At 70.7% G+C, this 24,992-nt stretch carries 22 protein-coding genes; 9 read left to right on the forward strand and 13 right to left on the reverse strand.

The features are described 5' to 3' along the window. Window positions 1-3: 3 nt before the first annotated feature. The 4 genes from ITJ69_RS15250 to ITJ69_RS15265 form a co-directional block, all read right to left on the reverse strand. On the reverse strand, window positions 4-1,311 hold the full coding sequence (locus ITJ69_RS15250) for an O-acetylhomoserine aminocarboxypropyltransferase/cysteine synthase family protein (RefSeq protein ID WP_194673209.1): 1,308 nt from the start codon (window positions 1,309-1,311) through the stop codon (window positions 4-6). Continuing rightward, entirely contained in the window at window positions 1,311-2,363 is a 1,053-nt protein-coding gene (locus tag ITJ69_RS15255) for an LLM class flavin-dependent oxidoreductase (protein ID WP_194673210.1), read from the reverse strand. The genes ITJ69_RS15250 and ITJ69_RS15255 overlap by 1 nt, the downstream gene beginning before the upstream one ends. Window positions 2,364-2,471: 108 nt before the next feature. Beyond that, window positions 2,472-3,470: an ATP-grasp domain-containing protein gene (locus ITJ69_RS15260; RefSeq protein WP_194673211.1), complete on the reverse strand. Its 999-nt coding sequence runs from the start codon at window positions 3,468-3,470 to the stop codon at window positions 2,472-2,474. A gap of 265 nt (window positions 3,471-3,735) precedes the next feature. Next, window positions 3,736-4,578 carry a helix-turn-helix transcriptional regulator gene (locus ITJ69_RS15265; protein ID WP_194673212.1) on the reverse strand — a complete coding sequence of 281 codons (843 nt, stop codon included), beginning with the start codon at window positions 4,576-4,578 and terminating at the stop codon, window positions 3,736-3,738. A 102-nt stretch (window positions 4,579-4,680) separates the two neighbouring features. On the opposite strand from ITJ69_RS15265, the gene ITJ69_RS15270 reads away from it, so the two are divergent. Beyond that, window positions 4,681-5,421, forward strand: coding sequence for an SDR family oxidoreductase (locus ITJ69_RS15270; protein WP_194673213.1), 741 nt, complete (start codon window positions 4,681-4,683; stop codon window positions 5,419-5,421). A gap of 11 nt (window positions 5,422-5,432) precedes the next feature. Here ITJ69_RS15270 and ITJ69_RS15275 read toward each other — a convergent pair whose 3' ends face one another. The 8 genes from ITJ69_RS15275 to rsmI form a co-directional block, all read right to left on the reverse strand. Further along, on the reverse strand, window positions 5,433-5,900 hold the full coding sequence (locus ITJ69_RS15275; RefSeq protein ID WP_194673214.1) for a hypothetical protein: 468 nt from the start codon (window positions 5,898-5,900) through the stop codon (window positions 5,433-5,435). A gap of 52 nt (window positions 5,901-5,952) precedes the next feature. Further along, window positions 5,953-6,492, reverse strand: a complete 540-nt coding sequence (locus ITJ69_RS15280; RefSeq protein WP_194673215.1) for a hypothetical protein — start codon at window positions 6,490-6,492, stop codon at window positions 5,953-5,955. A 37-nt stretch (window positions 6,493-6,529) separates the two neighbouring features. Then, on the reverse strand, window positions 6,530-7,063 hold the full coding sequence (locus ITJ69_RS15285) for a type II toxin-antitoxin system VapC family toxin (protein ID WP_131846665.1): 534 nt from the start codon (window positions 7,061-7,063) through the stop codon (window positions 6,530-6,532). A 2-nt stretch (window positions 7,064-7,065) separates the two neighbouring features. Beyond that, window positions 7,066-7,338, reverse strand: coding sequence for a hypothetical protein (locus tag ITJ69_RS15290; RefSeq protein ID WP_194673216.1), 273 nt, complete (start codon window positions 7,336-7,338; stop codon window positions 7,066-7,068). Window positions 7,339-7,430: 92 nt separating this feature from the next. Then, the gene (gene rsmA, locus ITJ69_RS15295) at window positions 7,431-8,282 is read right to left on the reverse strand and encodes a 16S rRNA (adenine(1518)-N(6)/adenine(1519)-N(6))-dimethyltransferase RsmA (RefSeq protein ID WP_159574134.1); all 852 of its coding nucleotides are present in this window, start codon (window positions 8,280-8,282) and stop codon (window positions 7,431-7,433) included. Then, window positions 8,282-9,190 carry a TatD family hydrolase gene (locus ITJ69_RS15300; protein WP_159574133.1) on the reverse strand — a complete coding sequence of 303 codons (909 nt, stop codon included), beginning with the start codon at window positions 9,188-9,190 and terminating at the stop codon, window positions 8,282-8,284. Before ITJ69_RS15300 ends, rsmA begins: the two co-directional genes overlap by 1 nt. Continuing rightward, on the reverse strand, window positions 9,187-10,764 hold the full coding sequence (metG, locus tag ITJ69_RS15305; protein ID WP_194673217.1) for a methionine--tRNA ligase: 1,578 nt from the start codon (window positions 10,762-10,764) through the stop codon (window positions 9,187-9,189). Before metG ends, ITJ69_RS15300 begins: the two co-directional genes overlap by 4 nt. A gap of 134 nt (window positions 10,765-10,898) precedes the next feature. Beyond that, a complete protein-coding gene (gene rsmI, locus ITJ69_RS15310) occupies window positions 10,899-11,720 on the reverse strand; it encodes a 16S rRNA (cytidine(1402)-2'-O)-methyltransferase (RefSeq protein ID WP_123292295.1) in 822 nt (273 codons plus the stop codon). A gap of 66 nt (window positions 11,721-11,786) precedes the next feature. Between rsmI and ITJ69_RS15315 the strand changes: the two genes are divergently transcribed. Then, window positions 11,787-13,418 (forward strand): dolichyl-phosphate-mannose--protein mannosyltransferase, encoded by a 1,632-nt coding sequence (locus tag ITJ69_RS15315; RefSeq protein ID WP_194673218.1) that lies wholly within the window; start codon window positions 11,787-11,789, stop codon window positions 13,416-13,418. A 155-nt stretch (window positions 13,419-13,573) separates the two neighbouring features. On the opposite strand, the gene ITJ69_RS15320 is transcribed toward ITJ69_RS15315, so the two are convergent. After that, window positions 13,574-14,236, reverse strand: a complete 663-nt coding sequence (locus tag ITJ69_RS15320; protein WP_165901439.1) for a TetR/AcrR family transcriptional regulator — start codon at window positions 14,234-14,236, stop codon at window positions 13,574-13,576. 169 nt (window positions 14,237-14,405) lie between these two features. Here ITJ69_RS15320 and ITJ69_RS15325 point away from each other — a divergent pair, with 169 nt between their 5' ends. The 7 genes from ITJ69_RS15325 (at window position 14,406) to ITJ69_RS15355 (ending at window position 24,986) form a co-directional block, all read left to right on the forward strand. Beyond that, window positions 14,406-15,947 (forward strand): MFS transporter, encoded by a 1,542-nt coding sequence (locus tag ITJ69_RS15325; RefSeq protein ID WP_123291813.1) that lies wholly within the window; start codon window positions 14,406-14,408, stop codon window positions 15,945-15,947. A gap of 326 nt (window positions 15,948-16,273) precedes the next feature. Next, window positions 16,274-17,146, forward strand: coding sequence for a sulfurtransferase (locus tag ITJ69_RS15330; RefSeq protein ID WP_194673219.1), 873 nt, complete (start codon window positions 16,274-16,276; stop codon window positions 17,144-17,146). A 31-nt stretch (window positions 17,147-17,177) separates the two neighbouring features. Further along, window positions 17,178-18,245: an NAD-dependent epimerase/dehydratase family protein gene (locus tag ITJ69_RS15335; RefSeq protein ID WP_194673220.1), complete on the forward strand. Its 1,068-nt coding sequence runs from the start codon at window positions 17,178-17,180 to the stop codon at window positions 18,243-18,245. Then, window positions 18,242-18,787, forward strand: coding sequence for an ATPase (locus ITJ69_RS15340; RefSeq protein ID WP_194673221.1), 546 nt, complete (start codon window positions 18,242-18,244; stop codon window positions 18,785-18,787). The genes ITJ69_RS15335 and ITJ69_RS15340 overlap by 4 nt, the downstream gene beginning before the upstream one ends. Before the next feature lie 90 nt (window positions 18,788-18,877). Beyond that, window positions 18,878-20,722, forward strand: coding sequence for a thioredoxin domain-containing protein (locus ITJ69_RS15345; protein ID WP_194673222.1), 1,845 nt, complete (start codon window positions 18,878-18,880; stop codon window positions 20,720-20,722). An 18-nt stretch (window positions 20,723-20,740) separates the two neighbouring features. Next, complete coding sequence (gene hrpA, locus ITJ69_RS15350; RefSeq protein WP_194673223.1) at window positions 20,741-24,598, forward strand: ATP-dependent RNA helicase HrpA; 3,858 nt, start codon at window positions 20,741-20,743, stop codon at window positions 24,596-24,598. 19 nt (window positions 24,599-24,617) lie between these two features. Further along, entirely contained in the window at window positions 24,618-24,986 is a 369-nt protein-coding gene (locus ITJ69_RS15355) for a VOC family protein (RefSeq protein ID WP_111084715.1), read from the forward strand. Window positions 24,987-24,992: the final 6 nt, after the last annotated feature.

The raw sequence follows: 24,992 nt of genomic DNA on the forward strand, positions 1-24,992 counted from the left end.
AACCTATCCCGCTGCGGCTGCCGCGAAGCCCCGCGCCAGGTCGGCGAGGACGTCGTCGATGTGCTCGAGGCCGATCGACAGCCGGATGAGCCCGTCGCCGACACCGGCCGCAGCCCGCTCCGACGACGTCATCTGCACGTGGGTCGTCGACGCCGGGTGCACGACGAGCGACCGGACGTCACCGATGTTCGACACGTGGTCGAACATCTCGAGGGCGGCCACGAACCGCCGTCCGGCCTCGACCCCGCCGTCCAGGTCGAACGCCAGGACCGCCGACGGCCCCTTCGGCACGTACCGCTGCTGCAGGTGGTGCCACGGCGACGACGGCAGCCCCGCGTAGTGCACGCCGAGCACCTGGTCGTGCGCGTCCAGCCACGACGCGACGGCGGCGGCGTTCGACACGTGCCGCTCCATCCGCAGGGAGAGCGTCTGGATGCCCTGCAGCACCAGGAAGGCGTTGAAGGGGGCGATCGCCGGACCGAGGTCGGCGGAGAGCTTCGACCGGGTGCGCTGGATGAACGCGCGCCGCCCGAACTTCTCGGCGAAGTCCGTGTTCGCGAACCCGGACTGTTCGGTGGTCGCGAGCTGCGGGAACTTTTCGGCGTGGGCCGCCCAGTCGAAGTTGCCGCTGTCCACGATGAGCCCGGCGATGGCGCTGCCGTGACCGGCCAGGTACTTCGTCGCCGAGTGCACGACGATGTCGGCACCGTGCTCGATCGGCCGGACCAGGTACGGCGTCGCGATGGTGTTGTCGACGATGAGCGGGACGCCGGCGTCGTGCGCGACCCCGGCCACCCCGGCGAAGTCCAGGACGTCACCGCGCGGGTTCGGGATCGACTCCCCGAAGAACGCCTTCGTCTCCGGACGCACCGCGGCAGCCCACTCGTCCAGGTCCGTGGGGTCCTGCACGAAGGTGAACGCGATGCCGAGGTCGTGCAGCGTCGACGCGAACAGCGTGTACGTCGCGCCGTACAGCGAGGCACTCGACACGACGTGGTCACCGGCCCGCGCGACGCCGAGGACGGCCAACGAGGTGGCCGCCTGGCCGGACGCCAGCGCGAGCGCGCCGACGCCGCCCTCGAGGTCCGCGATGCGCCGCTCGAGCGCCGCCGCCGACGGGTTGTTCACGCGCGAGTACGTGTGCCCCGGGGCGTTGAGCATGAAGCGGTCCGCCGCGTCCTCACCGGACGGGTAGACGAAGGCCGCGGTCTGGGCGATCGGCGGGACGTTGCCACCGAACCCCGGGTCGGCCTTGAAGCCCGCGCGGATCTGCCGGGTCTCGAACGCCCACTCCTCCTCGGTCGTGCCCATCAGACGACCGCCTCGGACGCCGCGACCACCGACGGGCGGACGAGCGGGATGACCTGTTCGCCGAAGCGGTCCATCTCCTCGAGCTGCGGCGAGAACTGCAGCAGCAGTGTGTCCACCCCGGCCTCCTCGAACTCCTTGATCCGGGCCGCGACCTGCGTCGGCGTGCCGACGAACCCGGGGCGCAGGCCGCGGTTCGACACCGAGTAGTCCTCGAGCGAGGGGACGTGCTCGAGCTGCGACTTCGAGATGAAGTCCTGGTACGACTCGTACGCGTTGCCGTGCTGCACGTCGGTGATCCGCGCGAGCTCGGCCTGCGCCTCTTCCTCGGTCTCGCGGACGATGACGTAGGCCGCCATGCCGAACGCCTCGAACGGCGGCAGTCCGGCGTCGATGCGGCGCTGCTTCATCTCGGCGATCTTCGTGCGGAGTTCCTCGACCGTGCCGCCGTGGGTCACGTAGGCGTCGGCGTACCCCGTGATCGCGGCCTTGCCCGCCTCGCTCTCGCCGCCGGCGTAGATGCGCGGGGTCACGCGGGGCTTCGGCTCGAGGTGCGCGTTCTCGATGTCGTAGTACTCGCCCGAGAACGAGTACGGGGTCTCCCGCCACATCCCCTTCATGACCTCGACGAACTCCGCCGTCCGCTTGTAGCGGTCGTCGTGCTCCGAGAAGATGCCGCCGTACTGCTTGGCCTCCTCCGCCCACCACGCGCTCACCACGTTGAACGTGAACCGGCCGCACGAGATGTCGTCGATCGTCGCCGCCTGCTTCGCCGTCACCGCGGGCAGGTGGTAGCCGGGGCGCATGGCCGCCATGATCTCGAGGCGCTCGGTCGTCGCCGCGATGGCCGCGGCGAGTGACCAGGCCTCGAGCGACGGCGCCGCCGTGCCCTTGATGTCGTTGAGGTTGAGCTCCGGCACGAGCGTCAGGTCGAAGCCGATCCGCTCGGCGCGCTGCGCCAGCCGCTTCACGTAGTCGAAGGTGACCGGCATGTTCTCGTTGTCGACGTTGCGCAGCCAGCCGCCGAAGAGCGGGGTCCAGTATCCGAATCGCACGGGGTGAGTTCCTTGGGGAGGTGGGGAGTGCCCGGGAAGGGGCGCGGAACGGACAGGAGGCCCGTGGCGGGCCCGCCACGGGCCTCCTGTCCGGTGGTTCTTGCGTGCTCAGGCCGTGAGTTGCGCCGCGTACTGCGTCTCCAGCAGGCCACCGAGGTAGCGCGCGATGGAACGCGGACCGGAGGCCGGCGCGGACTGCTCGACGGCGGGGTTGTAGTTCGTGTTCGTGTTGATGTCGTAGACGACCGTGCGGCCGTCCGTGGTCTCCATGAACTCGACGCCCGCGATCGTGACGCGCTGGTCGGCGAGGAACGTGCGGAGCTGCTGGACGAGCGGGTGCTCGGCCGTGACCTCGGTCCGGACGCTGAACGCCGGGGGCGCTCCGGCAGTCTCGGTGCCGGGGACGTCGCAGACTGCTCCGGCGATGACCTGGGGGACCTCGCACGCGTCGGCCGGGCACAGCTCGAAGCTGCCGGCGCTCGTGTCGACGCGGACGGCGTACACGAACTCGCCGCCGACGAACTCGACGCGGGTGATGAAGGGCTCACGGGCCGTCAGGAACTCCTGCAGCAGCGTGATGCCGTCGACCGGCGCCTCGAACTCCGGGGAGTCGACGTAGGCGTCGAACTCGGCGAGCGAGTCGAACCGGCGGACGCCCAGGCCCTTGCCGCCCTGGTTGTGCTTCGTGATGAACGGGACGTCCTGGCCGTTCGTGAAGTCCCGTGCCGCCTGCTTGAGCGTCGTCGTGCCGAACACGGCGGTGGTGCGGGGCACGTCGAACCCGGCGTGCTGCAGCAGCCCGTGCTGGGCCACCTTGGAGACCTCGAGCTCGAGCACGTGGCTGCCGCCGACGACCTGGCGACCCGCTCGTTCGAGCCAGCCGAGGACCGCGCGGGTGTACTCCTTGCTGTGCTCGTGGCCGCGGGTGTGGCTCGACGCCGACATGCGGGACCAGTACACACCGGGGTCCGGCTCGGCACCGAGGTCGATCTGTCCCTCGGTCAGCAGGATCTCCTGCACCGGGACGCCCTCGGCCTCGAAGGCTGCGGCGAGCGGCGGGAACCACTCGGGGTTCTCGTGGATGACGTACACGCGGGGAGTGCTCACCCGCCCACCCTAGGCACGGTATACCGCACGCGGCCAAGTGTGTGACGCGCGGTTGCTTCGTGTGGAGCGTCCCCGGGGGGGGGGGGGAGAGAGCCGGGGTCCGGGTCGCACGGTGCGCGCTTGTCCGGCCGGTGCGAGGTTGATCGCTCGGTGGCGGGATGAAGCGCGGCACCGAGCGGTCAACGGCGCACGGGATCATCGGCCTCGCACCGTGCGGGCTCGACCAACCTCGCACGAGCCGGACGGACGCGCACCGTGCGGGGCGTCAGCCCGCGAACGTCTGCTGGCCGACGACGCCGAGGAGCTCGAGCTTCTGCGCGTCCTCGGACCCTGGGGGTGCGGTGAACAGCAGCAGCGCCTGGGCTTGGTCGTCGGTGTGCAGGACCTGGCAGTCGACGGTGATCCGGCCGAGCTGCGGCTGCACGATCGTCTTGTTGTCGGACCAGCGGCTCGTCACCTCGTGCAGTGCCCAGAGCTCGCGGAACTCGGGGCTGCGGGTCTCGAGCTCGGCGATCAGCTCGGTGGCCCGACGGTCCCCCGGTCCGGCCAGCCCCACCGCAGCCCGCAGCGACGCCACCACGACCCGGGCCAGTCGCTCGTGTTGCTCCGGCGCGTACTTCGCGAGCTCGTCGCCGGTCACGAACCACCGCCACGCCTGGTAGCGCTCGTTGCCGGGCAGGCTGACGGACGACCCGAGCAGCGCCGCCGCGAGCCGGTTCTCGACCAGCGTCTCCCCCAGGTGGCTGACCACGATCGCGGGGGTGTCCTCGAGCCGGTCGAGCACCCGCAGGATCGCGGGGTCGACGTGGTCGGCGCGGTGCAACCGGGTCGGCGCGTTCTGCCCCGCGAGGTGGAACAGGTGGTCGCGTTCGTCGAGGCTGCAGCGGAGCGCCCGGGCGATCGCGGCGATCATCTGCTCCGACGGCTGCGGTCCGCGCTGCTGTTCCAGACGCGTGTAGTAGTCGACCGACATGCCCGCGAGCGCAGCGACTTCTTCGCGCCGGAGACCAGGCGTCCGGCGTCGTGGTCCCTGACCGAGCCCGACGTCCTCAGGGCGCAGCAGTTCGCGGCGACGGCGGAGGAAGTCGGCGAGTGCAGCGCGGTCCATGGTCCCGATTGTCGTCCGGTTCGCGCCGCCGTGCCAGGGATCGCCGATCCCCCGATGACCGAGGTCTGGATGGGTTGCCGACGACAGCGCATGGTGGTGGACATGGACATCACGAACTCCACCGTCTTCATCCCCGGCGCGACCTCCGGCATCGGCCTCGCCCTGGCCCAGCGCCTGCAGGCCGCGGGCAGCACCGTCGTCATCGGCGGGCGTCGCCAGTCGCTCCTCGAGTCGCTCGCCGCCGAGCACGGCTTCGGCACCGTGCAGATCGACGTGAGCGACGCCGCATCCATCGAGAAGGCCGCCGCCACCGTCCTCGAGGCGTACCCGTCGCTCGACGCCCTCGTCACCATGTCGGGGATCATGCGCAACGAGGACCTGCGCGCCCCCGACCACATCCACGACGCGCTCGAGATCATCCAGACCAACCTGGTCGGCACGATCCGCCTCATCGATGCGTTCCTGCCGCACCTGCTGGCGCAGCCCGCCTCGACCATCGTCACGGTCTCGTCCGGCCTCGCGTTCGTCCCGCTCACCGCGACGCCGACGTACAACGCCACCAAGGCCGGCATCCACTCGTACACGCAGTCGCTCCGTCAGCAGCTGCTCGGTACCCCGGTGTCGGTCCTCGAACTCGCTCCCCCGGCGGTGTCGACCGACCTGATGGGCGGAGCGGACTTCGGCGGCATGCCGCTGAACGCCTTCGCCGACGAGGTCATCGGGCTGCTGTCCGCCGGCGATTCGCCCGAGATCCTGGTGCAGAACGTGCTGCCGCTCCGGTTCGCCGAGCGCGACGGCACGCACCAGCAGATCTTCGAGGCGATGGCGTCGCGCGCGCACTGACGCGCGGCACGTCAGTCGGCTGCGCCCTCGGCCTGCTCGTTGCGAGCGATCCGCCGGTCGAGGGCGCGGTTCAGCATGGGGAGTCCCGTCGCGATCACCGCTCCGCCGAGCGCCCAGCCGACCGGCACCAGTTGCCAGCGGGTGCCCGCGTAGATCGCGGTGAACACCATCACCGTCAGTGCTGTGCTGAGCAGACGATGCGCTCGGTCACGGTGCATGCGCGGCACGGACCCGACCGCTGTCGTGCCGGGCTCGTCGGTGTTCGGTTCGTCGGTGTTCGGCTCGTCGGTGTCCGGTCCGTCGTCCAAGTACGCGAACGCGACCCCCCACACGACGATGCTCAGACCGAGCACCACCGCGGCCCACGCCCCGTCGCTGGACGGATCGCGGACGATGACCGACACTGCGAAGCAGTCGATGGCGAGCCCGCCGAGCACGGCGATGATCGTGATCCAGCGGGGGAGGGTGATGCGAGGCACCCGCCGATCGTAGGGCCGTGACGACCGTGCGCGCGCTCCCCCGTTTGCGGCGTCAGAGGCCGGCGAGCAGTTGCTGCAGTTCGGCCTTGGCGTCGGGCATCCGCTCGGGGCCGGTGAGCCGTTCCCGCTGCACCGAGATGCGGACGGTGTCGGGCTTGGGACCGTCCTCGGTGTTCAGGAGCACGGATTCGCGGTCGGGGAAGGTCCACCGGGCCGACGGGCGCTTGCCGCCGCGGCGCTCGGACGTCGGCGTGGACCCGAGTGCGGCCGTGAACACCGGGACGATCCGATCGAGCACCGCCTCGCGCTCACCGGAGACCTGCCGTGAGGCCGACACCGCGAAGGTGCCGTCCGTGCGCTGCCCGGGGACGCGGAGCCCACGAGCCTGTTCGTACCCGATGGTGATGCCCTGCGCCCACCACGGCTCGACGCCCTGGCCCACGATCCACGACGCGATCGCAGCGTGCCCGATGGTGGCTCCGCCCGCCGTGTCGATCAGCGCGTGCCACTCGTCCGGTGACTTGCCCGTCGCCGCGAGGACACGGTCCGGCGCCATTCCCTGCGCGTGCGAGCGAACCGTTCCGTCGGTCATGCCGCCATCGTAGGCCGGAGGACACCGCCATCGCGGATCAACGCTGGGAACCTGCCCGCAGGCGACGCGCGAGCTGAGCACCCTCGGCGTCGATGATCAGCGGGAGGCGCTCCTTGTCCACGACGCCGAACGCGGGATCGACCGTCACGAAGCCGTCGACTTCCCAATGGAAAGCCGTGGCGACGTGCACGGCACCCGAGGCTGTCAGGCCGAACTCCTCGATCAGCCCGGGGACTCCGTCGCTGACGTCATCGATCCCGACCCAGTGCAGTTGCGTCGACCGCAGCAGGTCTCGCCATGCAGCCACATGGCGACGTGCGGCCTGCAGTCCCCGGTGGTGGGCCGATTCGAACAGTTCGAACTCGGTGAACGCGCTGTACAGGATCCGCGTGTCGGCCAGGTCGAGGTGGTCCCAGAACGCTGACGCCCCGACATGGTGCGGCTCCGCACGGTGCAGCACGCACTGGATGAAACTCGTCTCAACGAGGACGGCATCCGGCCTGCTGGTGCATCCGTCGAACTCCAGTACCCGATGCTCGTCGAACTCATCGGATCCGAGTCGCTCGAACACGGTCAGCGCACCTGGCGGATGCGCGCGATGGGTTCGGCCCGGCAGTCCGGATCGATCGACTCGATCGCGCGCCGTCGGCGCTCGCGGCGCTCTTCGAACGTGCCTTCAGGTCGCGGCGTCCGAGCGAACAGCGCTTGTCGCTCGGCGTCGGTGAGGAGCTTCGGCCCCCGCTGCCGACCGGGGTCCGCGCTGAGCAGGGCGCGACGACGTCCCGCTGTGAGCTGTTCCTCGGTCAGGCCGCCGCGGTTCGGTCGGCGTGGTTCGGTCGGCTGCATGGTGTCTCCTTCGTCGATGTGATCAACCGTAGGAGCACCGAACGGACGGTACCAAACATTCCGTATTTCGCCGATCCGAGGCGGGAGACGAGCTACTCCGCAGCAGCCAGGACCGTCCGACCGAGCCGCACGAAGTCGTCGACCCCGATCGCCTCGCCCCGCGCCGTCGGGTCGATGCCCGCCGCCGTCAGGACCTCGGAGGCGTGGGCACTGCCGCCGAGCACACCGGACAGGCTCTGCCGCAGCATCTTCCGACGCTGCTGGAACGCCGCATCGACCAGGGTGAACACCCGCGACCGCAGCCGCTCGTCCCCCGGGGGCTCGTGCCGGTCGAACGCCACGAGCACACTGTCGACGTTCGGGACGGGCCAGAACACCTGTCGGCTGACGAGCCCGGCCGTGCTCCACGAGCCGTACCAGGCGGCCTTGACACTCGGCGACCCGTAGACCTTGCTGCCCGGGCCCGCCGCGAGGCGGTACCCGACTTCGGCCTGCACCATCACGAGCGACCGCTCGATCGACGGGAAGGTCGCGAGCAGGTGCAGCAGCACGGGCACCGAGATGTTGTAGGGCAGGTTCGCGACCAGGTGGGTCGGCTCGGTGTCGAGGTCCGAAGCGGCGACGGCCATCGCGTCCTGCTGCACGACCGTCAACGTCGCCGCGGGCTGCAGCGCGCTGACCGTCGACGGCAGCTTCGCCGCGAGCCGCTTGTCGATCTCGACGGCGGTGACGGGCGCGCCGGTCTCGGTGAGCCCGAGCGTCAGGGAGCCGAGGCCCGGCCCGATCTCGAGCACGCGGGACGAGGGCGTCACGCCGGCGACCGACACGATGCGTCGGACGGTGTTGGCGTCGTGCACGAAGTTCTGCCCGAGCTTCTTCGTCGGGGTCACGTCGAGTTCGGCGGCGAGCTCCCGGATCTCGGCCGGACCGAGCAGCGCGCCCACTACTCGTCCACCGTCACGGGTTCGGCGTCCCACGCACCGTAGACGAGCTCGGTGTTCGACGCGATCTGTGCGGCGAGCATCGAGGCATCGGTGCCGAGGGTCTCCGCCATCGACCGCAGGGTGATCGGGACCATGTACGGGGCGTTCGGCCGGCCGCGGTACGGCGTCGGGGTCAGGAACGGCGCGTCCGTCTCGACCATGATCAGGTGCCGCGGCGCGATGACGAGGGCCTCGCGGAGCGGTGCCGCGTTCTTGAACGTCACGGTTCCGGCGAACGACATGTACCAACCGCGCTCGGCACAGAGCCGAGCCAGGTCGGGTCCGCCGGAGAAGCAGTGGAACACCGTGCGCTCCGGAGCCCCGACGCGGTCGAGCACCTCGACCACGGCATCGTGCGCGTCGCGGTCGTGGATGGTCAGCGCGAGGCCGTGCTCTTTCGCGATGCGGATGTGCTCTTCGAACGAGCGGATCTGGGCGTCGCGCCCGTCCTCACCGGTGCGGAAGAAGTCGAGCCCGGTCTCACCGATCGCCCGGACACGGGGCAGCGCCGCGAGGGCCTCGATCCCGGCGAGGTGCTCGTCGAGCAGCCCCTGCTCCTGCAACGACGGCGCCTCGTTCGGATGCAGCGCGACGGCTGCGAGCACGCGGGGTTCACGGGCGGCGATCGATGCGGACCACTGCGAAGTGGCAAGGTCGGTGCCGACCTGCACGACACCGCGGACGCCGACGCTCGAGGCACGGCCGAGGTGCTCGCGGTAGTCGAGCGCCCCGTCGCCACCGTCGGCGATCTCCATGTGCGTGTGGTTGTCGTAGACCGGGACCACGAGCGCCTCGGGCAGAGGCGGGTAGGTCAGGTCGCGCTTGGAGCCGTCCCCGTCGCCACGGGAGCGGAGGTGGGCGTCGGTCACGCGGAGACCTGCTCCGACTGCTCGATGCGCGGGAACAGCCCGCTCTCGAGCGCCACGACGTGCGAAGCACCCTGCCACTCGAAGGCACGGTCGACTCGCTGCTCGGCGATCGAGCCGCCGACACCGATCGACGCCCACAGCTTCTCGGTGGCCTTCGGCATCACCGGGGAGAGCAGCACCGCGACGGTGCCGAGCCCACGGAGCGCCGTGGTCAGGACGGTGCCGAGCCGCTCGCGGTTCGCGTCGTCCTTCGCCAGGGCCCACGGCTGCTGCTCGGTGATGTACCCGTTCAGGGCGTCGACGAGCTCCCAGACGGCAGCGATCGCCTCGTGCGGGGCGAACGCGGCGATGGCTGCGTCGGCACGCTCGGTGACCGAGACCGCCAGGGCATCGATCGCCTGGTCCGACTCGGTCAGCGAGCCGCGCGCCGGCACTGCGCCGTCGAAGTACTTCTGCAGCATCGCGACCAGGCGCGAGGCCAGGTTGCCGAAGCCGTTCGCGAGCTCGGCCTGGTACCGCGCCGAGATGTCCTCCCAGCTGAAGTTGCCGTCCTGCCCGAAGGTGATGGCTCGGAGGAAGTAGTAGCGGAAGGCGTCGGACCCGAAGGTGTCGGTGATCTCCGACGGCGCGATGCCGGTCAGCTTCGACTTGGACATCTTCTCGCCGCCGACGAGCAGCCAGCCGTGACCGAAGACGCGCTCGGGCACGGGCAGGCCGGCAGCCATGAGCATCGCCGGCCAGATGACGGCGTGGAAGCGGGCGATGTCCTTGCCGACGATGTGCACGCTCGGCCACAGGCGCTTGAAGGCCTCGTCGTCCTCGGTGCCGTAGCCCAGCGCCGTGACGTAGTTGAGCAGGGCGTCGAACCACACGTACAGGACGTGGTCGCTGTCCCACGGGATCTTGATGCCCCAGTCGAAGCTGGACCGCGAGATCGACAGGTCGCGGAGGCCCTGCTTCACGAACGAGATGATCTCGTTGCGGACGCTCTCCGGCTGGATGAACAGCGGGTTCGACTCGTACAGGTCGAGCAGGCGCTGCTCGAAGTCCGACATGCGGAAGAAGTAGTTGCGCTCGGACAGCACCTCGACCGGGATCGAGTGGATGGCACAGACCTGCTGCCCCTCGTACGCACCGGTGCCGGGGACCAGGTCGCTCGGCTGCTTGTACTCCTCGCAGCCCACGCAGTAGAAGCCCTCGAACTCGCCGGCGTAGATGAAGCCGTCGTCGTAGAGCTTCTGCAGGAACGCCGTCACACCGCGCTCGTGGCGCTCGTCGGTGGTGCGGATGAAGTCGTCGTTGGCCACGTCGACGGTGTCGAGCAGTGGCTTCCACGCCTCGGTCACGAGTCGGTCGGCCCACTCCTGGGGCGTGACCTCGTTCGCCGAGGCGGTGCGCAGGATCTTCTGCCCGTGCTCGTCGGTGCCGGTGAGCAGCCAGGTGTCGTCACCCCGCTGCCGGTGCCAGCGCGCGAGGACGTCCGCGGCGACCTCGGTGTAGGCGTGCCCGATGTGGGGCACGTCGTTCACGTAGAAGATCGGCGTGGTGATGCTGAACGAGGACCCGGCGGACATGCGGACCATCCTACGGGCGCGCGGAACCCGGATGACGCGCGCGGCGGTGGACTGTGGAAAACCGGATCCGGGAGGCCCGTGGCGGGCCCGCCCCGCGCCTCCAGACCGGCCGACGCGAACGTGACGAGCCCCGCTCAGCGCGCCGCGAGCGCCCCTTCGTACAGGTCCCGCTTCGACAGGCCGGTCGCGTCCGCGACCGCCGCTGCGGCCTCCTTCATGCGCATGCCGGCGGCCACCCGCTCGAGCACGAGGCGGACCCCGTCGTCGAGCGTTGCCTCCTCGGTGGCCTCGGCGGCACCGGCGACGACGATGCAGATCTCGCCCCGGACCCCCTCTGACGCCCACGTGACGAGCTCGTCGAGCGGCCCACGACGGACCTCTTCGTACAGCTTCGTGAGCTCGCGGCAGACGGCGGCACGACGGTCGCCCCCGAACCCGACGGCCATGTCGGCGAGCGTCTCGGCCAACCGGTGCGGCGACTCGAAGAAGACCATCGTGCGCTGCTCCCCCGCGAGCGCCTGGAACGCACGACGCCGCTCCCCGCCCTTGCGCGTCGGGAACCCCTCGAACGTGAAGCGGTCCGTCGGCAGTCCGGAGACGGCGAGCGCCATGAGCACCGCCGACGGGCCGGGCAGTGCCGTGACCGTGACGCCTGCGGCGGCCGCGGCCTCGACGAGCGGGAAGCCGGGGTCGCTGATCGCGGGCATACCGGCGTCGGTGAGGACCACGACGTCCTCGTCACGGGCGAGCTCGACGACCTCGGACGCCTTCGCCCGCTCGTTGTGCTCGTGCAGGGCGATGAGCCGCGGACGGTTCTCGATGCCGAGGGCGCGCATGAGGTGGATGGCGGTCCTGGTGTCCTCCGCCGCGACCACCGTGGCGTTGGAGAGGGTCTCGACGAGACGGCGCGAGGCGTCCCCGAGGTTGCCGATGGGGGTTGCTGCGAGGACGATCACGCCACCCATTGTCGTCGCAGCACCGACGCAGCGCGGACATGCGGTCGATCCGTAGGATGCTCAGCGATGACCAGCGAGCTGACCGACGACCGCACGGCCGCGCCCGACGGGCCGGTCGGCTCGCGCCTCGACGACTGGTGGGGGCGGGTGCTCTCCACCGCCCAGCGCGTCGCGGTGTGGCGCTGGGCCGGACCGATCGCGGTGACGCTGCTCGCTGCCGTGCTGCGCCTGGCGAACCTGGGGAACCCGCACTCGCTGGTCTTCGACGAGACCTACTACGTCAAGGACGGCTGGTCGATCGTCCACCTCGGGTACGAGGGCACCTGGCCGGCGAACCCGAGCAGCGACTCCGCCCCGACGACCGACGACCGGTTCTCGAGTGGTGAGACGGACATCTTCACCAGCGCCGCGGAGTTCATCGCGCACCCGCCGCTCGGCAAGTACCTGATCGGGCTCGGCATGCTCCTGTTCGGGGCGGACAACTCGTTCGGCTGGCGGTTCGCCGTCGCCGTGCTCGGCATCGCGACGGTGTTCCTCACCGCGGTGATCGCCCGGTCGCTGTTCCGCTCCACCCTGGTCGGCACGCTCGCCGGCGGCCTGCTCGCGATCGACGGCCAGGCCATCGTGATGTCCCGCGTCACGCTGCTCGACGGGATCCTGACGTTCTTCGTCGTGCTCGGGTTCGGGGCGCTCCTGCTCGACCGGCGCCGGAGTCAGCGGCGGCTCGACGACTGGGTCGCCGAGCGCGTCGCCGCCGGCCGGGACACCCTGTGGGGGCCCGTGCTCTGGTGGCGTCCGTGGCTGTTCGCGATGGGGCTGACGATGGGGTTGGCCACCGCGACGAAGTGGTCGGGGATGTACTTCCTGGCGTTCTTCGCCGTGTACTCCGTGCTGAGCGACATGATGATGCGCCGCCGTGCGGGGGTCGAGTTCTGGTCGTCCAGCGCGCTGCTGCAGCAGGCCCCCGTGTCGTTCCTGCTCACCGTGCCGATCGCCGCCGTCACCTACGTCGCGTCGTGGACCGGCTGGTTCGTGTCGAAGGACGGCTGGGACCGCAACTGGCTGGCCTCCGGCGGCGAACGCTGGACCGGATTGCTCCGGTGGGTGCCGGACAGTCTGCAGAACTGGTGGCACTACCAGTCGGAGATCTACAACTTCAACATCGGGCTGCACACGCCGCACTCGTACCAGGCGAACCCGCTGCTCTGGCTCGTGATGCAGCGGCCCACGTCGATGTTCTACGTCGGTACCGATGCCGGCCAGGACGGCTGCTCGGCGAGCCGCTGCGGCGAGGCGATCACCGGCGTCGCGAACCCGTTCATCTGGTACGCGGCGGTCATCGCGACCGTGGCGCTGCTCGTGCTCTGGATCCTGCGCCGACAGTGGCAGTACGGCTTCGTCCTGCTCGGCGTCGCCGCGGGCTACCTGCCGTGGCTGATGTACGTCAACCGGACGGTCTTCCAGTTCTACACGATCGCCTTCGAGCCCTTCATGGTGATGGCGCTGGCGGCGGCGATCGGGTTGGTGCTCGGGTCACGGACCGATCCACGGCCCCGACGGACCCGGGCGATCGTGTGGGTCGGCGTGTACCTGGTCGTGGTGGTGCTCGCGTCGGCGTACTGGTACCCGATGTGGACCGCGATCCAGGTGCCGTGGGACTTCATCCGGTCGCACTACTGGCTGCCGAGCTGGCTGTAGCGCGCGTCGGGTGTCGGCCCGGCGCGCTGTTCGCCACCGGCCCGGCGCGCTGGTCGCGACCAGACCGCCGGACAGGAGGCACGGGTCGGGCCCGCCACGGGCCTCCCGTCCGGGGTCGGTTGGCACCCGAGCCGCGCGCGGTCCGCGGGGACGCGTCAGGACTGCGCGTGCAGCGCGCGCTCGATCGACTCGCGGTCGAGCGGGTCGCCGACCATGCTCGGCGCGGTCCGGGTCTGCGGCAGGACGCCCTCGATGAGGAGTTCGGCGTACCGGCGCCAGGCGTTCGGGTCGTGCTCGCGGGTGGCGTCCGCGACGGCACCCACCATGGCGGTGAGCATCGGGAGGTCGCGGTAGTCGAAGCCGGGGCGGACCACCCCGGCAGTCTCGGCCCGCCCGATGATCGCGGAGACCTGGCGTTCCAACCGGTCACGCTCCTGCACGATCGACGGACGCGCCTTGCCCGCACGCACGATGGCGTCGGCGAGCGCACGGTCGCGGGCGCGGAACTCGAACACCCCGGTCAGGTAGACCCGCAGGGCCTCGCGCGGGTCGACGACGTCGGCGGCGCGGGCTGCTGCGTCGTTCATCGCCTCGAACTTGGTGGCGAGCAGCGCCTCGATCAGGGAGTCCTTGTCGGCGAAACGTCGGTACACGGTGCCGACACCGACCCCCGCTTCGTGCGCGATGTCGTTCAGGGTGACCGACAGCCCGCGCTCCGCGAAGCACTTGCGAGCGGTCTGCAGGATCAGCTCGCGGTTGCGTGCCGCATCGGCGCGCAGCGGGCGCTCGAGGTCGGGCGCGGACTCGGTGGTGCTCACGATGCCGAACCTAGTTGAACTTTCTGGGAATAAGTGGATGCGGACCTTCCGTTTCGGTCTACACTGTCGACAAACGGATGCCGCGCATCCGTTTGACACCTCCCCTCTTCGAAACGCCCGACGGTGCGCGCTTCGTGCTCCCCCTCCAACCTTCTCGAAGGAGGCTGCCGTGACGGCAGAACACACCGTGCCGACCCCCACCGGGGCAGCACCCACGACTTCTGGCACCACCCCCGCCAAGAGCAACCACCGCTGGATCGCCCTGGCGGTCATCGCCCTCGCCCAGCTGATGGTCGTGCTCGACGCCACGATCGTGAACATCGCGCTCCCCTCGGCCCAGGCCGACCTGGGGTTCGGCACCGACCAACGCCAGTGGATCGTCACCGCGTACTCGCTGGCGTTCGGCTCGCTCCTGTTGCTCGGCGGGCGCCTCGGCGACCTGTTCGGCCGCAAGAACACGTTCATCATCGGACTGGTCGGCTTCGCGGTCGCGTCCGTGCTCGGCGGCCTCGCCGACTCGTTCGGCCTGCTCGTCGCGGCCCGCGCCCTGCAGGGTGTCTTCGGCGCCCTGCTCGCACCGTCCGCGCTCGGCATGCTGACCACCACGTTCCGCGACCCGAAGGAGCGCGGTCGTGCGTTCGGCATCTTCGGCTCGATCGCCGGTTCCGGTGCGGCCATCGGCCTGCTCCTGGGCGGCGTGCTCACCGAGTACGCGTCGTGGCGCTGGTGCCTCTACGTCAACGTCGTCTTCGCCGTGCTCGGCGTGATCGGCGCGCTCGTGTTCATGGAGAAGCCGCCGAAGGTCGATCGCCCGCGCATCGACGTCGCCGGCGTCATCACCATCACCGCCGGTCTGGTCGGCGTCGTCTACGGGTTCTCGAACGCCGAGACCAACGGCTGGGACTCCCCCGTCACCATCGCGATGCTCGCCGGTGGCGTCGTCCTGATCGCCGCGTTCGTGTTCATCGAGACCCGTGTGGCGCACCCGCTGCTGCCGCTGCGGGTCGTGCTCGACCGTGACCGCGGTGGGTCGTTCATCGCGATCGGCCTGGTGGCGATCGGCATGTTCGGCATCTTCCTGTTCCTGACCTACTACCTCGAGCAGACCCTCGGGTTCAGCTCGCTGCAGACCGGTCTGGCCTTCCTGCCGATGCCGCTGTCGATCATGATCTCGGCGACGCAGATCGGTGGGCGACTGCTGCCGCGCATCGGCCCGAAGATCCTGATCTTCGCCGGTGGCCTCGTCGCCGCGATCGGCCTGCTCCTGCTGCTGCGCACCGACCTGGACAGCTCCTACGCGGGCACCGTCCTGCCGGCGCTGATCGTCATCGGGCTCGGCATGGGCACGATCTTCTCGTCCGCGATGAACACCGCGACCACCGGGGTGGCCCGAGCCGACGCCGGTGTGGCCTCGGCGACGGTGAACACCATGCAGCAGATCGGTGGCTCGATCGGCACGGCGCTGCTGTCGACGATCTTCGCCGACGTCGTGAAGAACAGCCTGACCGGGCTGTCGGCGGCACCCACGAAGCTGCAGCAGGCGCAGGCCACGCTCGACGGCTACCACGTGGCGTTCGGCATCTCGGCCGGTGTGCTCGTGCTCGTCGCCCTCGCGGGCGGCCTGCTCATCAACCGGCAGTCGGTGCGGCTCGACCGACTCGCACACGCCGCGTCCACGACGACCGGGAGCATCCCCGCCGCCGCACACTGACGCGTCAGCTCGTCCGAACGGCTCGTCCTGGTTCTGCCGGGGCGGGCCGTTCGTGCGTGTGTGTGTGTGGCGAGCGGTGCGGGGCGGGTGCGTGCGGGGCGTGTGCCGGGTCGCGCGGGTTTTGCGACGTTCCACGAGTCGTTCAACGCGTGGATCGTCGGAACATGCACACGCAGTCATTGCGTGTGCATGTTGCGACGAACCACCGGTCGAACAACTCGTGGATCGTCGGAACATGCGCACGCACCAGCCACCACACGCGCCCCGGTTGCGCAGTGTGTCGGTTTCCCTGTCGCCCGTCAGAGGTCCGCATTATCGTGTGCGGCATGGCCCCCGTCCTGACCTCGCCGCTCGTGTCGACGCAGTGGCTCGCCGACCACCTCGGTGGTGACGAGCTCGTCGTCCTCGACGCCTCCGTGCACACGGTGGGGACCGGCCTCGACACGATGTGGCACTCCGCGGTCGACTCCTACGAACAGCGCGGACACGTCCCCGGCGCCCGTTTCGCCGACCTCGTCGACGCGTTCTCCACGCCGGGTGCCGAGGTGCCCTTCACCCGCCCGAGTGCCGAGCGGTTCGAGGCAGCTGCCGGCGACCTCGGCGTCACGAACACCTCGACGGTCGTGGTCTACGACGACAGCGTCGGCGAGTGGTCGGCACGGCTGTGGTGGATCTTCCGGTCGTTCGGCTTCGACTCGGTCGCGGTCCTGGACGGCGGGTTCACGAAGTGGCGCGACGAGGGCCGACCGGTCCGCGTCGGTGCCCTGCGCCAGGCACCATCGCCGGCGAAGACGCCCGATGACGACAGCGCATTCCTCGCCGGTGAAGAACGCCCGCTCTGGGCCGACCACGCCCGTGTCCGCCGAGCAGTGACGGGTGAAGAGCCCGCGGCACTGGTGTTCGCGGCGCCCGCAGCGGCCCTCGGCGACGACCACCCGCCGATCATCCCGGGAAGCACCCCGATCACCGTGGACACCCTGGTCGACCCGGACACCAACGCGTACCTGCGCGGGCCGAAGCTCGCCGCGGCGTTCGCCGCGGTCGTCGGCGAGGACGAGATCGTGACGTACTGCGGGGTCGGCAGCGCCGCGTGCGTCGACGCGCTGGCGCTGACCGTGCTCGGCCACGACAAGGTGACCGTGTACGACGGCTCGCTGCTGGACTGGTGGCGGCACGAGCCCGAGGCCCTGGCGTCCTGACGACGGCGCGCGTCCCGGCTAGCGTTGGCGCATGAGTTCCAGACGCGCGGTCATCCTCGGCGGTACCGGCGGGATCGGTTCGGCCGTCGCGCGTGAGCTCCTCGACGTCTCCGGGCGGGGCGGCGACGACTGGCAGGTCGACGTGCTGGCCCGCCGCGGTGGCCCGGCAGCCGAATCCCTCACCGCCCGCGGCGCGACCTTCACCGCGGGTGACCGCCGCGACACGAGCACCCTGCGCGACCTCCTCCGCCCCGGCGCGGACCTGCTCGTCGACACCGTGGGGCTGACCCGCGACGACGCGACGCAACTCCTGCCGTTCCTCGACGACGTCGGGTCCGCCGTCTTCGTCTCCTCGCGTGCGGTCTACGTCGACGAGCAGGGCCGGCACGCGAACTCGACGGACAAGCCGGTCTTCGGCGCCGCGGTCACCGAGATCCAACCGACCGTCACCGCGGGCGACGGCGACCCGACGAGCCGTGACGGCTACGGCGCGGCGAAGGTGGCGTCCGAGCAGGTGCTGCTCGACCACGGCGCCCCGGTCACGGTGCTGCGCCCGTCGAAGGTCTACGGCGTCGGCATCGGTCGACCGCGCGAGTGGTTCGTGGTCCGCCGGGTGCTCGACGGCCGCGAACGCATCCTGCTCGCGGACCACGGCCGCGGTGTGGACCACACGACGGCGGCGAGCGGCATCGGCTCGCTCGTCCGACTGGTCGCGGACGCTCCCGACCGGCGCATCCTCAACGTCGCCGACGACACCGCTCCGACGGCGCTCGAGATCGTGCGGACCATCGCCGGGCACCTCGACCACCGGTTCGACGAGGTCCTGCTCGACGCCGACGCCCCTGCCTTCGTCGGCACGACCCCGTGGTCGTCGCCGTCACCGTTCGTCCTCGACACCACGGCGGCGCGCGCGCTCGGGTGGCAGCCGCCGACCTTCGCGACCGCGGTCCTGCCCGAACTCGACTGGTTGGTGGAGACCGCGCAGTCCACACCGGCGGACGGCGACGTGCCGTGGGCCGAGGACCCGTTCTGGGAGCGCATGTTCGACTACGACCCCGAGGACGCAGCCCTCGCGCTCCTGTCGCTGGGCCTCGGGTGACGGCGCCGAGCACGCCCCGCTCCGAGGTCCTGTTCATCGGCGGGCGGTCCGGTGTCGGCAAGTCCACCGCTGCCGAGGCACTGCACGACCTGCTCGTCGCTGCGGACGTCCGCCACGCGGTGATCGAGGGTGACCTGCTCGACCTGGCGCACCCGGCACCGCACGTCGAGCACCCCGAGGCGCGGCTCGCGGAACGGAACCTCGCCACCCTGTGGACGTCCTACCGCGAGCTCGGCCACCATCGGTTGGTCTACACGAACACCGTCTCCGTGCTCGAACACGAGCGTCTGGCGGCCGCCATGGGCGACGACCCCGTGGTCACGACGGTCCTGCTGCGAGCGGCAGACGGTCCCACCGCCGAGCGCCTCGCGCGACGGGCAGGTGGCGAGGTCCCGCAGGCGCAGCTCGCGCACAGCACGCGGACGGCCGGGAGGCTCGACTCGGCTTCCGGGGACACGGTCACCCGGGTGGACACGGACGGTCTCACCCCCACCCAGGTCGCACAGCGTCTCGCCGCGCTGACGGGGTGGCTCCTCGGCTGACCGTCCCGCTGCGGCCTGTGGACTCCGCGATCCGTCCACAGATCGCTTCCGTCGCTGGCCCGCTCAGTCGCCACGGGGCACGCTGGAGCCATGAACGACAACCGACTCGGCACCGCGGTCAGCCCGTACCTCCGGCTGCACGCCGACAACCCCGTGGACTGGCGCGAGTGGGGTCCCGAAGCCTTCGCCGAGGCACGCGAGCGCGGCGTCCCGGTCCTGGTGTCGGTCGGCTACGCCACGTGCCACTGGTGCCACGTCATGGCGCGTGAGAGCTTCGCCGACCCGGAGATCGGTTCGCTGCTCCGCCAGGACTTCGTCGCCGTCAAGGTCGACCGCGAAGAACGTCCCGACGTCGACGCCAGCCTGATGGCCGCCGCGAGCGCGTTCACGCAGCAGCTCGGGTGGCCCCTGACGACGTTCCTGACGCCCGAGGGCCACGTGTTCTTCGCCGGCACCTACTTCCCGCCGACCCCCGTCGGTCAGGTGCCCGCGTTCCGGCAGACCCTGGCGGCGGTGCTCGACGCGTGGACCGAGCGGCGGCACGAGGTCGACGCGAACGCCGCGGCCATCGCGACGGCGATCCGGCAGGGGGCCGAGGTGGACGCGACCGCCCGCGCCGGCGAGGCAGCTGGCGGACCAGCCACTGGCCTCCCGTCCGCCGACAGCATGCGGGCCGTCACCGGTCAGCTGTCGCAGGCAGAGGACACCACCTACGGTGGTTTCGGTGGCGCTCCGAAGTTCCCGAGCACGCCGCTGCTGGAGTTCCTCGCCGACGCAGCGCGCGACGGCGACGCCGAGGCCGACGGCCTGCTGGACCGGTCGCTCCACGCGATCCGGGCCTCCGAGCTGACCGATGCCGACGGCGGTGTCTTCCGGTACGCCACCAAGCGCGACTGGAGCGTGCCGCACTACGAGCGGATGCTCTACGACAACGCCGGACTCCTCGCGGTCGCCGGCGCCGAACAGGCGCGCGGCATCGCGGACTTCCTGCGCGACACCCTGCGGCAGGACGACGGAGCGTTCGTCGCCGCGCAGGACAGCGAGTCCACGATCGACGGCCAGCGGGTGGAGGGCGAGTGGTACCGGCGGCCGCTGTCGGAGCGCGCGCTCCTCGAGCCGCCACCACTCGACGACCAGGTCCTGACCGGGTGGAACGGCCTGGCGATCCGCGGGCTCGCGATCGCCGGTGACCGCCACGACGACGCCGAGATGATCGGCCTCGCCCGGTCTGCGGCCGATGCACTGTTGCGATCGCACGTGCGTGACGGGCACGTCGAGGTCCGCTCGAGCACACCCCGCGGGCCGTCGGCGGCAGCGGCGACCATCGAGGACGTCGGGCTGCTGGCCGAGGGTCTGCTCGAGCTCGCCCTGGTGACCGGCGAGATCACCTACGCCGTGACGGCTCGTTCCCTGGTCGACGACGGCCTGGCGAACCGGTTCGACGTCGACGCCGTGCTCGCCGGAGCGGGCACGGCGACCGGGGAACAGCCGCAGACCGCGATGCGCTCCGGCACGGTGGCCTTGGCCGCAGCGGCCGCCGGCCTCGCGGCGTTGACCGGCGACTCCGCGTACCGGACGGCGGCCGCGCGGTTGGTGGCCGACCGCGCGACGACGGGTACCGAGCGACCGCTCGGGCACGCCGACGCCCTCGGTGTCGCACTCGGCCTGCAACGGCCCTCGCGCGAGGTCGTGGTCGTGACGTCGGACCCGCACGACCCACTCCGCGATGCCGTCCGCGCCGCGCGCCGACCCGGCACGGTCATCGCTCGCGTGACCCCGACGCAGGCTGCGGAGTGGGCGACTGCGGGGTTCGAACTGTTCGAGGCACGGGACGCACTCGACCCGGCTGCGTACGTCTGCCACGACCGCGTGTGCGCCCTGCCCGCTCGGTCCGCAGGAGACCTGGCCGCCGGGCTCGCAGCACCGGCAGCGTGACGGTATCCTGGAATGCTCATGTCTCCCACGCCGCCAGTCATCACGTACCCGCCCGAACTGCCGGTCTCGCAGCGGCGGGACGACATCGCGGCTGCCATCCGGGACAACCAGGTCGTCATCGTCGCGGGGGCCACCGGCTCGGGCAAGACCACCCAGCTGCCGAAGATCTGCCTCGAGCTGGGGCGTGAGCACATCGGACACACCCAGCCCCGTCGGATCGCCGCTCGCACCATCGCCGAGCGCGTGTCCGAAGAACTCGGCAGCGACCTCGGCGACCTCGTCGGCTACCAGGTCCGGTTCACCGACAAGGTGTCGTCGAACACCCGAATCAAGCTGATGACCGACGGCATCCTGCTGAACGAGATCCACTTCGACCGCGACCTGAAGCGGTACGACACGATCATCATCGACGAGGCGCACGAGCGGTCGCTCACGATCGACTTCCTGCTCGGCTACCTCAAGCGGCTCCTGGTCCGGCGACCCGACCTCAAGCTCATCATCACGAGCGCGACGATCGACCCCGAGTCCTTCTCGAAGCACTTCGGCGACGCCCCGATCATCGAGGTCTCCGGGCGGACCTACCCCGTCGAGATCCGGTACCGCCCGCTCGTGTCCGAGGACGCCGACGACACCGACGAGGACGACGAGACCGACTCGCGCACGGCCGACCGCGGCGGGGCGAACGGCGCCGACGACCGCGACACCCTGCAGGGGATCACCGACGCACTCGACGAACTCGCGCGCGAAGAACCCGGCGACGTGCTCGTGTTCCTGTCCGGCGAGAACGAGATCCGCGACGCGCAGGACGCGATCGAGGGCAAGCGCTACCAGGGCACCGAGGTCCTGCCCCTGTACGGCCGGCTCTCCGCCGCTGACCAGCACCGCGTGTTCGACCGACGCACCACGCCGGGGATCCGCCGACGCGTGGTGCTCGCCACGAACGTCGCCGAGACCTCGTTGACGGTGCCCGGCATCAAGTACGTCATCGACACCGGGACCGCCCGCATCTCGCGGTACTCCCCGCGCGCCAAGGTGCAGCGGCTGCCGATCGAGGCGATCTCGCAGGCCAGCGCGAACCAGCGTTCGGGTCGAGCGGGCCGCACGAGTGCCGGCATCGCGATCCGGCTCTACTCCGAAGACGACTTCGAGCGCCGCGACGAGTTCACCGACCCCGAGATCCTGCGGACGAACCTCGCCGCGGTGATCCTGCAGATGATCTCGCTCGGGTTCGGTGACATCGAGTCGTTCCCGTTCCTGCAGCCGCCGGACTCCCGTGGGGTGAAGGACGGCCTCGACCTGCTGCGCGAACTCCGCGCCGTCGACAAGGACGGCCGGATCACCAAGTCCGGACGACAGCTCACCCGGCTGCCGATCGACCCGCGGCTCGGCCGGATGGTGCTCGAAGCCGGGCGGCAGGGCGTCGGTCGCGAGGTCGTCGCCGTCGTCAGCGCCCTGAGCATCCAGGACCCCCGCGAACGCCCGCTCGAGAAGCGCGCCCACGCCGACCAGATGCACGCCCGCTTCGCCGACCCGACGAGCGACTTCCTCACCCTGCTCGCGCTGTGGAACTACATCGAGGACAAGCAGGACGAGCTGTCGTCGAGCGCGTTCCGCCGGCTCTGCAAGGCCGAGTTCCTCAACTACCTGCGCATCCGCGAGTGGCAGGACCTCTACCGCCAGCTCTCCCGCGCCGCGAAGCAGGTCGACGTCCGGGTCGGGCAGTCCCGCTCCGACGACGGCGACGCGGTGCACCGGTCCCTGCTCGCCGGTCTGCTCAGCCAGATCGGGCTGCGCGACCGCGAGAAGCGCGACTACCTCGGCTCCCGGAACACCCGGTTCGTGGTGTTCCCGGGCAGTGTGCTCGCGAAGAAGCAGCCCGATGCGGTGATGGCGGCCGAACTCGTCGAGACCAGTCGGCTGTTCGCACGGACCGTCGGCCGGATCGACCCCGCGTGGGTCGAGCCCCTCGCCGGTGACCTGCTGAAGCGCACGTACGGCGAACCGCACTGGGAGAAGAAGCAGGGCGCGGTCGTCGCCTACGAGCGGGTGACCCTGTTCGGCGTCCCGATCGTGCAGCGGCGCCGGGTGCAGTACGCCCGGATCGACCCGGAGCACTCGCGCGAGCTCTTCATCCGCCACGCCCTGGTCGAGGGCGAGTGGGAGTCGCAGCAGGCGTTCGACCGTGCCAACCGGAAGCTCCGCAAGGAACTCGAACAGCTCGAGGAGCGCACGCGTCGGCGCGACATCCTGCTCGACGACGAGAACGTCTACGAGTTCTACGACGCCCGCATCCCCGCCGACATCGCGACGACCCGTGACTTCGAGGGGTGGTGGCGGACGACGCGCCGCGGCCAACCGGACCTGCTCACGATGCGCCGGGCGGACCTCCTGGACGAATCCGCTGCCGAGGCGGCGGAGGACGACGTCGAGTACCCGACCCAGTGGCGGAGCGGCGACCAGCGACTCGCGATCCAGTACCGCTTCGAGCCGGGCGCGCAGGACGACGGCGTCAGCGTGCAGGTGCCGCTCGCGCTGCTCCCCCGCATGCGCGAAGAGGGCTTCGACTGGCAGGTCCGCGGCCTGCGCAAGGAGCTCGTGACCGCTCTCATCAAGTCGCTGCCGAAGCAGATCCGCAAGAACGTCGTACCCGCCGCCGACTGGGCCGAGAAGATCGTCGCCGAACTGCCGGACGACGCCCCGACCGAGCCGACCGAGTCGTTCCGCGCGACCCTGGCCAAGGCGATCCAGCGCATGACCTACGTGCCGGTGTCGGAGTCCGACTTCGACCTGGCCCGCGTGCCGTCACACCTGCTGCCGACCTGGGCGGTCGTCGACGAACGTGGTCGGCGGGTCGAGGCCGGCAAGGACCTGTCGGTCCTGCAGACGAAGCTCAAGGACCGCACGCAGCAGAGCGTCGCCTCCGCCACGGTGCGGGCTGCGGGACAGCCAGGAGGCGCGGCTCGCGTCGCCGCCGCTGGTGGCGGTGCCGGGGTGGAGCAGTCCGGCCTGACGACCTGGCCGGCCCAGGACCTGCCGCAGACCCTCGACACCAAGCAGGCCGGTGGCGTCATCCGCGCGTACCCTTCCCTGGTGGAAGAGGGCTCCGGTCCGAAGGCGACCGTCGGCGTGCAGTTGCTCGCGACGCCGTCCGACCGGCAGGTGCGCATGCCCGCCGGGGTCCGTCGCCTGGTGATGCTCGCGGTGCCGTCGCCGGTGTCGTACATCCAGTCGCACCTGACCGCGCAGGAGAAGCTCGCACTCGCGGCGAGCCCGTACGCCTCCACGAACGCACTCTTCGACGACGTGCTCGCGGCCGTCGTCGACGCGGTGATCCGTCGCGCTCACCCGGACGGGCTCGTGTTCACGAAGGCCGCGTTCGAAGCGGTCCGTGATGCGGTGTCGGCGACGGTCGTCGACACGATGTTCACGGCCGTGTCCGAGCTCGCTGCCGTGCTCCTCGCCCAACGGTCCGCCGAACGAGCACTCAAGCAGGCGAACTCGATGTCCCTGCTCGGTGCGCTGACGGACATGCGCCAGCAGATGGAGCGTCTCGTCTCCCCGGGGTTCGTCTCCGTCGCCGGGACCGACCGGCTCCGGCGCATCCGGGTCTACCTGCAGGGCATCGAGGCACGCGTGCAGAAGCTGCTGCAGAACCCCGGGCGCGATGCCACGTGGATGCGCGAGGTCACCGTCGCCACCGACCGCTACGTCGACGCCGGCGGGGCTTTCCCTCCGGCAGTCGGTTCGCACCCCGAGCTCGTGCACGCGAGGTGGATGCTCGAGGAGTTCCGCCTCAGCCTGTTCGCGCAGGGACTCGGCACCGCCGAGACGGTGTCGTTGCAGCGGATCACGAAGGCCCTGACCGCGGCGCGCTGATCGGTCTACCGTGACGGCCATGATCGGCACACTCGACATGGTCGTCCTGGACTGCGCAGACCCTCGCGGCCTGGCGCGCTTCTACGCGGAGCTGCTCGGCGGCGAGATCGTCGGCTTCGACGAGGACTGGGCGGAGGTCGCGCTCCCCTTCACCGACCAGCGGCCGCTCCTGGCGTTCCAGCAGGTCGAGGACTACCGCGCACCCGAGTGGCCCGGCCAGCTCGTCCCGCAGCAGAGCCACCTCGACGTGAAGGTCGAGGACCTCGACGACGGCGAGGCCGCGGTCCTGGCGATCGGTGCGACCGCCACGGGATCGGCGACGGACACGTTCCGCGTCTACCTCGACCCGGCGGGCCACCCGTTCTGCCTCATCCGCCCGAACGACTGAACCCGA

Source organism: Curtobacterium sp. VKM Ac-2887, from assembly GCF_015350935.1.
GTDB lineage: Bacteria > Actinomycetota > Actinomycetes > Actinomycetales > Microbacteriaceae > Curtobacterium.

Excerpts from the sequence above, each read along its gene's own strand:
- ITJ69_RS15250 (WP_194673209.1), bottom strand. The coding sequence starts at position 1,311 with ATGGGCACGACCGAGGAGGAGTGGGCGTTCGAGACCCGGCAGATCCGC.
- ITJ69_RS15265 (WP_194673212.1), bottom strand. The coding sequence starts at position 4,578 with ATGGACCGCGCTGCACTCGCCGACTTCCTCCGCCGTCGCCGCGAACTG.
- ITJ69_RS15270 (WP_194673213.1), top strand. The coding sequence starts at position 4,681 with ATGGACATCACGAACTCCACCGTCTTCATCCCCGGCGCGACCTCCGGC.
- ITJ69_RS15280 (WP_194673215.1), bottom strand. The coding sequence starts at position 6,492 with ATGACCGACGGAACGGTTCGCTCGCACGCGCAGGGAATGGCGCCGGAC.
- ITJ69_RS15290 (WP_194673216.1), bottom strand. The coding sequence starts at position 7,338 with ATGCAGCCGACCGAACCACGCCGACCGAACCGCGGCGGCCTGACCGAG.
- metG (WP_194673217.1), bottom strand. The coding sequence starts at position 10,764 with ATGTCCGCCGGGTCCTCGTTCAGCATCACCACGCCGATCTTCTACGTG.
- ITJ69_RS15315 (WP_194673218.1), top strand. The coding sequence starts at position 11,787 with ATGACCAGCGAGCTGACCGACGACCGCACGGCCGCGCCCGACGGGCCG.
- ITJ69_RS15330 (WP_194673219.1), top strand. The coding sequence starts at position 16,274 with ATGGCCCCCGTCCTGACCTCGCCGCTCGTGTCGACGCAGTGGCTCGCC.
- ITJ69_RS15335 (WP_194673220.1), top strand. The coding sequence starts at position 17,178 with ATGAGTTCCAGACGCGCGGTCATCCTCGGCGGTACCGGCGGGATCGGT.
- ITJ69_RS15345 (WP_194673222.1), top strand. The coding sequence starts at position 18,878 with ATGAACGACAACCGACTCGGCACCGCGGTCAGCCCGTACCTCCGGCTG.
- hrpA (WP_194673223.1), top strand. The coding sequence starts at position 20,741 with ATGTCTCCCACGCCGCCAGTCATCACGTACCCGCCCGAACTGCCGGTC.
- ITJ69_RS15355 (WP_111084715.1), top strand. The coding sequence starts at position 24,618 with ATGATCGGCACACTCGACATGGTCGTCCTGGACTGCGCAGACCCTCGC.